The sequence below is a fragment of the Blautia intestinihominis genome, assembly GCF_040096655.1.
GTDB classification, from domain to species: domain Bacteria; phylum Bacillota; class Clostridia; order Lachnospirales; family Lachnospiraceae; genus Blautia_A; species Blautia_A intestinihominis.
Map to the genome: position 1 here is coordinate 1 of NZ_JBBMEI010000114.1, position 7273 is coordinate 7273.

Annotated in this window: 8 protein-coding genes and 1 pseudogene; 8 read left to right on the top strand and 1 reads right to left on the bottom strand. The window is 37.8% G+C overall.

The genetic code is table 11. The features are described 5' to 3' along the window. A partial coding sequence (locus WMO75_RS18245; RefSeq protein WP_349078683.1) for an SIR2 family NAD-dependent protein deacylase occupies positions 1-736 on the top strand: 736 nt, incomplete at its 5' end. Between the two features lie 100 nt (positions 737-836). On the opposite strand, the gene WMO75_RS18250 is transcribed toward WMO75_RS18245, so the two are convergent. Beyond that, positions 837-1223 (bottom strand): helix-turn-helix domain-containing protein, encoded by a 387-nt coding sequence (locus WMO75_RS18250; RefSeq protein ID WP_118251304.1) that lies wholly within the window; start codon positions 1221-1223, stop codon positions 837-839. Between the two features lie 235 nt (positions 1224-1458). Between WMO75_RS18250 and WMO75_RS18255 the strand changes: the two genes are divergently transcribed. From WMO75_RS18255 to WMO75_RS18285, 7 genes and pseudogenes are all read left to right on the top strand, one after another. Further along, the gene (locus tag WMO75_RS18255; RefSeq protein ID WP_118699400.1) at positions 1459-1737 is read left to right on the top strand and encodes a helix-turn-helix domain-containing protein; all 279 of its coding nucleotides are present in this window, start codon (positions 1459-1461) and stop codon (positions 1735-1737) included. Positions 1738-1774: 37 nt separating this feature from the next. Continuing rightward, entirely contained in the window at positions 1775-2512 is a 738-nt protein-coding gene (locus WMO75_RS18260; protein WP_319638496.1) for an ORF6N domain-containing protein, read from the top strand. A 20-nt stretch (positions 2513-2532) separates the two neighbouring features. Then, on the top strand, positions 2533-2640 hold the full coding sequence (locus WMO75_RS18265; protein ID WP_118251484.1) for a helix-turn-helix transcriptional regulator: 108 nt from the start codon (positions 2533-2535) through the stop codon (positions 2638-2640). A gap of 158 nt (positions 2641-2798) precedes the next feature. Continuing rightward, complete coding sequence (locus WMO75_RS18270) at positions 2799-4121, top strand: MATE family efflux transporter (RefSeq protein WP_118699399.1); 1323 nt, start codon at positions 2799-2801, stop codon at positions 4119-4121. Positions 4122-4129: 8 nt separating this feature from the next. Next, positions 4130-4981 (top strand): AraC family transcriptional regulator, encoded by an 852-nt coding sequence (locus WMO75_RS18275; protein ID WP_118699398.1) that lies wholly within the window; start codon positions 4130-4132, stop codon positions 4979-4981. 76 nt (positions 4982-5057) lie between these two features. Continuing rightward, positions 5058-6689 carry a glycoside hydrolase family 13 protein gene (locus WMO75_RS18280; protein WP_118699408.1) on the top strand — a complete coding sequence of 544 codons (1632 nt, stop codon included), beginning with the start codon at positions 5058-5060 and terminating at the stop codon, positions 6687-6689. A gap of 184 nt (positions 6690-6873) precedes the next feature. Further along, positions 6874-7273: pseudogene (locus tag WMO75_RS18285) on the top strand (recombinase family protein); the annotation flags it as partial.

A 7273-nucleotide genomic window follows, 5' to 3' on the forward strand; every position in this document is an offset into this window, starting at 1 on the left:
TGAGCATTTTGGAAAATTTGCAGATAAGTATGGATTCAAAGGTGCTTTTAGCGGCATGATGCATCGGTTTTCTACAAGAAATGAACACTGGGGATATGTGGCAACCTTTTTAAATACTACACAAAATGCCCCTATCAGAGAGCCATATCTGGATTTGGATAGAATCTTGCAGGGAAAGGACTTTCATATCTTAACGACTAATCAGGATACACAGTTTGTAAAGATTTATCCGGAAGAAAAGGTCAGTGAGATTCAGGGAGATCATCGTTTCTTCCAGTGTTCCCGGTGCTGTCAGGATGAAACATGGGATGCCGTACAACCTGTGGCAGATATGATTGCGGCTATGGGAGAGGGGACAATGGTGCCGGATGAACTGATTCCTCGCTGCCCTCATTGTGGTGCGGAAATGTTTCCGTGGGTAAGAGGATATGGGAATTTTCTGCAAGGGAAAAAATACGAAGAAGAATATGAGAAAATCTCAAAATACATTCAAAAGAACAAAGATAGAAAAATTCTCTTGATAGAACTTGGAGTAGGGCGTATGACACCGATGTTTATACAGGAACCGTTTTGGGAACTGACAAATAACTTGAAAGATGCATATTATATCTCCGTAAATTCAGAATATCAGTTTTTGCCGGAATTCATTGAAGATAAGGGGATTGCTATTTTGGGAGATATAGGAACAGTATTAAAAGATTTGCGGAAAACAAAAGAGGAAAGTGCATTTGTATAGGATACTTGTTCTTGATATTCCACTTAATGGAGAAACATTAGAATATTGATTGATACAAAACTGCACTCAGGGATATTGTGGGTGCAGTTTTGCATTAAAATTATTGATTACGATACAGTTTCTGATATGCAGTAGGTAATATCTGAAATATATCTCGGAAAGCCGATGTAAATTTACTTTGGCTTTTATATCCCACAGCGGCGGCAATTTCCGAAATAGATTTATCTTCCTGCAACAGCATATTCGATGCCAACTTCATACGGTATTCTTTCATGCAAGAAGCGATGGGCATTCCATAGACTGCTTTGAAAACGGATTTCAAAGTAGTGGTGTTCATCAGGTACTGTTTTGACAACTCTTTAATAGTATAGTGGCGTTTTAGGTCGGATGTCATCAGACTGTGAATTTCTTTGATAGTTTCCACCTGTCCGGAAACATACTGGTTCAATCTTTTTGTATTTTCTAAATCCAGCATATCTAAAAACAACAGCAACTCTTGAGAACTTTTAATTTGAAATAAGGTATAAAAAATTAATGGGTGTCAGGCACTAAGGTGGATTTTATTTATCGAAGTCATCAGGGATTAGGAAAGCCGATTAAGATATATGTGTATGAAAGCTATTGTAAAAAATAATATAACATGACATAATCGGATTGACTAAAGAAACACAGATATTTATAATATAGACAAAATGAGAATGACATAGATGGAGGACAGGGTAATGGAGAAATCTGTAACACTTGAAGAGGCATTAAAAAGAATTGAGGAGTTGGAAAAAGAGAATGTAGAACTTCAGGAGGAATTGGAGTATTACAGAAATCGTAAGTTAAGCGGTCGTCAGAAACATAACGCCAAGTGGATGGCAATTTATAATGATTTTGTTGTTGGGTATGAGAGCGGCATGACAATGGTAGAAATTGCGAAGAGGAACAATGTCAGTGAGAGGACGATTTATAGGTATAAAGCGTATTATGACAAACTGAGGGAAAAAGAGGAATAGACCATTTTGCTGATGTCAGCAATATGTTGTATGAGAGTTGCGGACGATTTTTTTGACCGCAAATCTTAACAGTAAGAGCAGATATAATCCTCATGTATTTACAGAGCAAGGATTATATATGCTGATGACTGTTTTGAAAGGACCGTTGGCTGTTAAGCAGAGCAAGGCATTAATAAGAACCTTTAAGAAAATGAAAGATTACATATTAGAAAATCGTGATTTAATCGGGCAGCGGGAAATACTTCAGTTAAGCATGGAAACTGCTAACAACAGAATAGAAATTAACAAAATCAACTCAGATATGATATCTATTGAAAAGCAGATTTCAGATGTTGCAGAAGGCTTGAAAGATGTTGTGACAAAATCTGAGTTGGCTGATATGATGAACAGCTTTGTTTCAGACGATGATGACAAGTGGCTCATGTTTAATGCAAAATTCAGTAGTGCAGATGAGGTATATGAGTCCATTTATAAACAGGCAAAGTCGTCAATATATGTCGTTGACAATTATATTGGTTTAAGGACGCTGGTACACCTTAAGAATTCTCCTACTGGAGTAGATATTATTTTATTCAGTGATAATGTTGGAAATAATAAACTTCACAACATAGAATTTGCAGATTTCTGCAAGGAGTACCCAACAGTAAATTTGTCAATGAAAAAGACAGGCGGTATATTCCATGATCGTTTTATCGTGTTGGATTATGGAATATCTAAATATGCCCCTGTGATTGCCACGCTGTTAAAAAATTCGACGTTAATTTTACCACAATAGAGGGGAGCGAATGATTAAACATTCGTAAAGACAATCTATTAACACAAGAGGAGTTTGGCAAATTATTTCATGTTACCAGGCAAACTGTTTCAAATTGGGAAAACGGAAAAAGTTATCCTGATTTGTAAATCCTTGTAAGCATGAGTGATCAATTTAGCTCGCACCCAGTGCTCCTTAAGACAAAGTAGAAATAGTGCAATTTTTACATGATATTATACAAGAATTACATAGAAATATATCGTATTATTGATATGGTATTCTTGAGTTGTATGTGAGGAGAAAAACTATGGCAGCGGAAAGAAAAACATTAACACAGCTATCTGTGCCAATATGCTTAGAAACTTTATTTTATATGCTTTCAGGTATGGTTGATACGCTTATGCTATCATCTGTAAGTGATCAGGCTGTAGGAGCAGTGGGAACAGCAAATACATATATAGGTGTTTTTATTATTATGTTTGGAGTAATATCGTCGGGTATGATAGCTGTTATGTCACAAAATATCGGAGCCGGAAGACCGGGGATAGCATATCAGGCAAGACAACTTGGACTTATATTCAACGCATTGATAGGTATCGTAATGTCTGTCATTCTTGCTACTTTTTCTGGTGGGATACTTCGAATCGTAAGTATTGCTCCGGCTTTGCTTGAGCCGGCTGAAATATATCTTAGAATTGTTGGCGGCGCATGTTTTTTAAATGCACTGATTCCTATTTTCTCCAGTTATTTGAGAGTGTTTGGATATACAAAACATTCTTTGATAGGAACTGTTGTTGGAAATGTTCTCAATATAATACTTAATTCAGTATTTTTATTTGCATTCAACTGGGGTGTGATGGGAGTTGCTGTTGCCACGGTTATTTCGAGAGTTGTAAATCTTATTATTGTAGCCGGCATGGGGGCTGTACTTATAAAAGCAAAGCAGAGTCCTGAGCGAATTACATCAAGAAAGATATTTGCACAGATTGTTAAGATTGGTTTTCCTTCTGCGCTTGAAACAGCACTTTACAACATCGCAATGACATTTATAGTGCGTTTTATGAATCAGATGGATGTGGATGGAATGAATGTTACAGCGCGTTCATATGCGATACAGATTGCAAATTTCTCGTATTGCGTGGGAGCTGCCCTTGCTCAGGCAAATGCAATTATGACCGGCTGGAGAATTGGAGCAAAAGAGTTTGAGGAATGTAACAGGGGGACGAGAAAAGCTGCGATATATGGTATCATCACAGCGACATGCTTTTCCGTGACCTTTGCATTTGCCGGACATTTTATCGTGCATATATTTACGGATGATACACAGATGATAAATCTTGTGGTAAAGTTGTTAATAGTAGATATATTTCTTGAACTTGGAAGGGTAACAAACCTTGTATATGGGCAGGCGTTAAAAACGAGCGGAGACGCATTTTTTCCGGTTATATTAGGTGCGATATTTATGTATTTGTTTGCAGTTGGCGGAACCTATTTTCTCGGAATACACATGGGACTTCTGGCTGTAGGAGCATATATTGCTATGGCAGGTGACGAATGTGCGAGAGCAGTGGGAATGGTACTTAGATGGAAGAGTGGAAAATGGAAGAGTAAAGGTCTTGTAGAAGTATAGGAGAGAGTATGTACTTTGAATTAAAGGAAAATAAACCACATGGTACAAAGGATGATCCGTTTAGTACATATCATATAAAAAATGAAGGACGATCATTTCAGATACCGGTTCATTGGCATGATGAACTGGAAATTATATATGTAAAAAGCGGTTTTTTGACTGTTAGTATATCAGGAGAAAATTATATTGGAACCCCCGGGGATACTTTTGTAGTGTCGCCGGGTAATCTGCATTTTATGGGTTCACAGACGGATACAGTGGATTATTTTACTTTCCTTTTTCCGTTAAAATACATATCTTTTTGCATAAATGACATGTTGGATGATAAATTATTGGAGCCGTTAAAAAATGGTCATCTGATGATAAGTCCAAGAGTAAAAGATACAGCAAAAGAACTATGTGAGCAGTTGGTTGAAATATATGTGGCAAAAAATAAGAAAACTGAGTCCATAATAACTGCTCAGATAAAGAAAAAAATAATTCTTTTACAATTTATTCTTGAAATGTGGGAGAAGGGCTTTATAATTGAAAATGATAAAAGCGGGAGAAATACGATAGAAAAAGAAATGATTTCATATATACAGCAGAATTTTATGGAAAAGATATCATTAAAAGAATTTAGTGAGCAGTTTCATCTTTCGGAAAAATATATATCGCGATATTTTAAGGAACATTTTCATATTACCCTTTCGCAATATATAACACATTTAAGGTTAGAGCATGCAAAACAGCTGTTACAAGATACGGATATTCCTGTTACAGAGATTGCAATGCAGAGTGGATATCAGAATGTAAGCTATTTTATCAGAAGCTTCAAAAAAACATATGGAGTTTCTCCGTTAAAATATAGAAAAAAATAAGCTAGGTATATGGTTAGAAAGGAGAGGATATCCCGGTAGAATCAGAAAATCTGCCGGAGAGATATCGAGAATGAGTATGGGAAATAAGAATAAATGGTGGAAAAATGCAGTTGTATATCAGATTTATCCGAAAAGCTTTCAAGATTCGGATGGAGATGGAATCGGTGATATTCCAGGAATTATCAGCAGATTGGATTATTTGAAAAAACTTGGAATAGATGCAATCTGGCTCTCACCGGTGTATCGTTCGCCACAGGATGACAATGGATACGATATTTCAGATTATCAGGATATTGAGCCGATGTTCGGAACAATGGAAGATATGGAACAGTTATTTGCGGAGGCAAAGAAACGCGGAATCCGAATTATGATGGATCTTGTGCTGAATCATACTTCAGATGAACACAGATGGTTTTTGGAGGCAAAGAAAAGCAAAGACAATCCGTATCATGATTATTATGTGTGGCGTGACGGAGAAGAAGGTATTTACCCAAATGATATGAATTCTGTGTTCGGAGGACCGGCATGGGAGTGGGTTCCAGAACTGGAACAGTATTATTTTCATCAGTTTTCAGTGAAACAGCCAGATCTGAACTGGGAGAATCCGAAAGTGAGAAGAGAGCTCTATGATATGATTCTCTGGTGGATGGAAAAAGGAGCAGGCGGATTTCGTCTGGATGTAATCGATCAGATTGCAAAAGAGCCAGATCTTAAGATCACAAATAATGGACCAAAGCTGCATGAATTTCTGCGTGAACTAAGCAGAGAAACATTTCAGAAGGGGGATATGATCACTGTTGGAGAAGCCTGGGGAGCAACACCGGAAATTGCAAAGAAATATAGTAATCCAGATGGCAGTGAATTTTCTATGGTTTTTCAGTTTGAGCACATTATGCTTGATCAGGAAGAAGGAAAAGAAAAATGGGATACGATTCCATTGAATCTGGTTAAGCTGAAAAAATGCCTTGCAAAGTGGCAGAATACTTTATATCAGACAGGATGGAACAGTCTGTTCATGAATAACCATGATCTTCCTAGAATCGTGTCGCGTTGGGGAAATGACGGAAAATACAGAAAAGAGTCGGCAACAATGCTGGCGACAATGCTTCATGGAATGCAGGGAACTCCTTACATTTACCAGGGAGAAGAGCTGGGAATGACGAATGTGCAGTTTGACAGCATCGAGGAATATGAAGATATTGAGACATTGAATATGTACAAAGAGCGTCTGGAAAAAGGATATCAGCCAGAAGAAATCATGCAGTCTATCTACGCAAGAAGCCGTGATAATGCCCGTACTCCGATGCAGTGGAGCGGGGATGAGAACGGAGGATTTACAACAGGAGAACCATGGTTTGCCGTGAATCCAAATTATACCAGAATCAATGCCAAAGAGGCACTGGAAGATGAAAATTCGGTATTTTACTATTATCAGAAGCTGATTCGTTTAAGAAAAGAAAATCCAGTATTCGTGAATGGAAAATTTGAACTTCTTCTGCCGGAAGATGAGAGAATTTTCGCCTATACGAGAACAGATGAGCATACAAAGATGCTGGTATGTACAAACTTTACGGATGAGGAAGTTAGCTGCCCATTGCTTGATGAGTGGAAAGCCGGGGAAGTCTGGATCCGGAATTATGAGGACGACAGAGAAGGAAATATATTGCGTCCTTATGAGGCGGTGATAATTGCATTTACTGGCAAATAGATTGAGTTCCTTTTTTGGCATCAAAATTCACTTACTAGCATAAGTGATAGTGAAATTATGTGGATTTCAACTTATTATAAGTGTAAGATAATAACTATTGAAACCGCCGTGTACCGAACGGTACGCACGGTGGTGTGAGAGGACGGGAGCTAATCACTCCCTCCTACTCGATTACTTATTTTACAGTAGCATTTTAAATTCTTTGCAGAGGATGCAGGATTTTGGAGTGAATCTGATCTGTGTTGAAGATGGAATTGACAGCTCAAAAGATAGTGGAAAGCTGATGATTTCTGTTCTGTCTGCGGTGGCAGAGATTGAACGAGAGAATATCCTTGTTCAGACAATGGAGGGACGTAAGCAGAAAGCTAGGGAAGGAAAATGGAACGGTGGGTTTGCTCCATATGGCTATGAATTGGTAAATGGAGAATTGCAGATTGCAGAGGATGAAGCGGAAATTATTCGTCTGATCTATGATAAATTTATTCATACCAATATGGGAATTTCTGTGATTGCTGCATGGCTGAACCAGCATGGATATAAAAAGAAAAAACGACAGAATAATACACTGGACGCATTTGCCGCTT